The 2859-nt window shown below is 76.4% G+C and carries 1 protein-coding gene; it reads left to right on the top strand.

Going from position 1 to position 2859, the window contains the following annotated elements:
• Positions 1-168: 168 nt before the first annotated feature.
• On the top strand, positions 169-2859 hold a 2691-nt coding region (locus tag MXD58_RS24330), incomplete at its 3' end, for a hypothetical protein (RefSeq protein ID WP_250610005.1).

Genomic DNA, 2859 nt, shown 5'->3' with positions numbered 1-2859 from the left:
CCTCCGTACGCCCCGGTGGAGACCGTGGTCGAACCCCCGGCCGTGCCTCCCACGGCGCCGGCGGAGCAGTCCTCGGCGCCGCCGGAGACCGCGGCGCCGACGTGGGTGTCCCGGTTGACGCTGCCCGCGGACGTGCCCCCGGCAGCGGTGGAGGCGGCCTGGACACCCGTGGACACGGCGCTGGGGGACCTGCGCACGGCCCGCGACGGATTCGAGGCGGCCTTCCCGGCGCACGAGCGGGACGGTGCTTCGACGCGGCCGCGTGCCGAGCTGACCCCGGGGCAGCGCCAGGCTCTCGACGATCTCAGCGCCGCCCGCGACGCCCTGGCCCGCGCTGTGGTCGGGCTGGAGGACCTGGGCCTGGACGTCGCCACCGTGCGCGCGGCCCAGCAGGCGGGTCCGCCGCCCGACCCGGCGCGCGACTTCGGCCCGGCGGTACGACCCAAGCAGATCAAGGACGGGGAGCTCGACGCGGCGAAGCTGCTGCGGGTGAACCCGCTGTGGACGCCGCTGGCGGAGTTCTCCCCGAAGCATGTCGAGGGCGCGTCACGAGAGATGCTGTGGCAGTACGCCGCGACCGAGGACGGCACGATCTACCTGGGCAGCGAGGAACCGCTGACGGTCGTCCCCGCGGACCAGCTTCGTGACCTGCACCGCGACATCACGACCCGGCGTGGGGAGCTGGCGAACGCGGCGGGCACACTCCAGAGGCTCCTGGCCGGCCCGCTCACCTCGCCGGAGGGCACCGCGCCCGGCACCGTGTCGCTGACCCGCGACCAGCTCGCGTCGGCGCGCGAGGTGCTCGGGGCGCGGCGGGTGGAGTCCCCGCACGGTGCGGCGGCCGCGTCGTGGGAGAGCCACCTCGACGACCTCTCCGGCCCGCCTGCGACCGTCGATGGTGGCGCGCCGGCGGCGGAGCCGTCCGCGGTGGAACTCACCCCGGAGCGGGTCGAGGAGCTGCGCCGGGTCGTCGACGGGCTGCGCGAGGAGTTCGCCAGCGAGGCCGCCGAGTCGTACGACACCTTCACCGCGAGCCTGACGATGCTCGGCCACCCCACGGTCGCGGTCGGCTTCGACGGGCAGGGCCGCACTGTGGCGCCCAGGGCCCGGGTCAGCGGTGAGCTGCGGTTCGGGCCGAACGGCGAACTCGTCATCAACGACCAGTCCGGCCGGTACATGAGCAAGAAGGTCCGCGGCGAACCATCGGCCGAGGACCTGACCCGCTGGATCAACGAGGTGGCCCGGCAGCTCTCCGTGCGCCTCGGCCGGCCGGTGCGCGCCGAACTGCTCAAACACGCCGCCGCCGCCGCGGCCCCGGCCCCCGCGGTGCCCGCCCAGCCGGCCCCGGCGGCCCCGGCGGCGACCGCACCCGAACCGGCACCGTTGATCATGGCTGGGACGATGCCGCCGTCGGCGTGGGCGTCCCGGCTCGGCGTCACCGAACCGGCGGCTGTCGACGCCCTCAGCAACGCGTGGACGCGGGTGCAGGAGGCCGAGCGGGACCTGCGTGCCGCGAGGCAGACCCACTCCGCCCTGTTTCCGCGCCCCGGTGAGGGCGGCGTGTCCACCTCCCAGGCCGCCGGCACCGGCAAGGCACCGCTCAGCCAGGCGCAGCAACAGGCCGAGGCCGACCTGACGCAGGCCCGGGAGGCGCTGGGCACGGCGACGGCCGGCCTCGAACACCTGGGATTGGGCGTCGAGGAGGTGCGCGGGGCCTACACCGACGCCGGCCGCCAGCAGCGCGCCGGCCACGGCGGCCTGTTCGGCGCCGGGCCCCCAGCCCTCGTCGACGAGGTCGAGCTGCCCGCGGACGACGTCGGACCGTCCGGCGAGGACGTCGAGGCGTCCGTCGAGGACGCCGGTCCGGTTCCTGCCGGCTTCGCACCGGCCCCCGACGGCGTCGGGACACCCGTCGCCGGGGCGGCCCGGGGACCGGCGGCGGCCGGCGCTCGCACCCCCGCGCACTTGCTGTTCGGCGGGCGTCCGCCCACCGGCGAAGCGCCGCCGCCGTACCGCGCGCCCGCACCGGAGTACCAGCCTGACGTGTCCGACCAGCCTGACGTGTCCGACCAGCCGACCGTGTCGCGGGAGAACTCCGCGGCGGAGGTGTTCCCGACCGAGGTGACCGAGGCGGAACGCGACGACCAGGGCTCCGTCCGGCTCAACCCGCTGTGGACGCCGCTGGCCGACTTCTCCGGCAAGCGGCTGGAGGGCGCGCCGGCCGGCGCGGTGTTCACGTTCACGATGGTGGGGCAGCGGCAGATCTACCTCGGCGGTGATCCGGCGACGACGCTGCCCGCGGCGTCGCTCGAGGAGGTGTACGACTGGGCGGCTCAGGCCAGGGCGCAGCGGGGCGAGCCGGTGCCGAGCCGGGAGGAGTTCCTCGCCGGGCTCTCGGCGCAGGGCCAGCCGACGGTCGCGGTGGGCTTCGACGAGTCGGGGGCCACGGTGACGCGGCCGGTGTGGATCGCCGGCGAGCTCGCGCGGCGCCCCGACGGCACCTGGACGATCAACGACAACGCCCCGCGGTACCCCGGCCTACGCGAGGTACCGCCGGGAGTGCGACGCCTGCAGCTCGCCGGCGTGGCACGCCAGCTCACCGCCCAGTTCGGCATCCCGGTCGCGGTCCAGGCGCCGGCCGTGACGGCGCCCATCGTGCCGACCGGGACGGCTCCCTGGGCCGTGACCGCGCCGGTGTCCCCTTCCACCCTGCCGGCGCCGTTCGACGACTGCGTCGAGGTGCCACCCCGGGCGCCGGCGCCCCCCGCGGTGCCCGCCGTCGACGCGACGACGGTGGAGCTGCACGAGGCGCGGCTGGGATACCTCGCGGCGATCGGAGCGCACCGGCAGGCCTTCGCC

It is taken from the genome of Frankia sp. AgKG'84/4, from assembly GCF_023242965.2.
Taxonomy (GTDB): Bacteria; Actinomycetota; Actinomycetes; order Frankiales; family Frankiaceae; genus Frankia.
The sequence above is the reverse complement of the archived record's forward strand: the minus strand, read 5'-3'. Positions and strand labels throughout refer to the sequence as shown.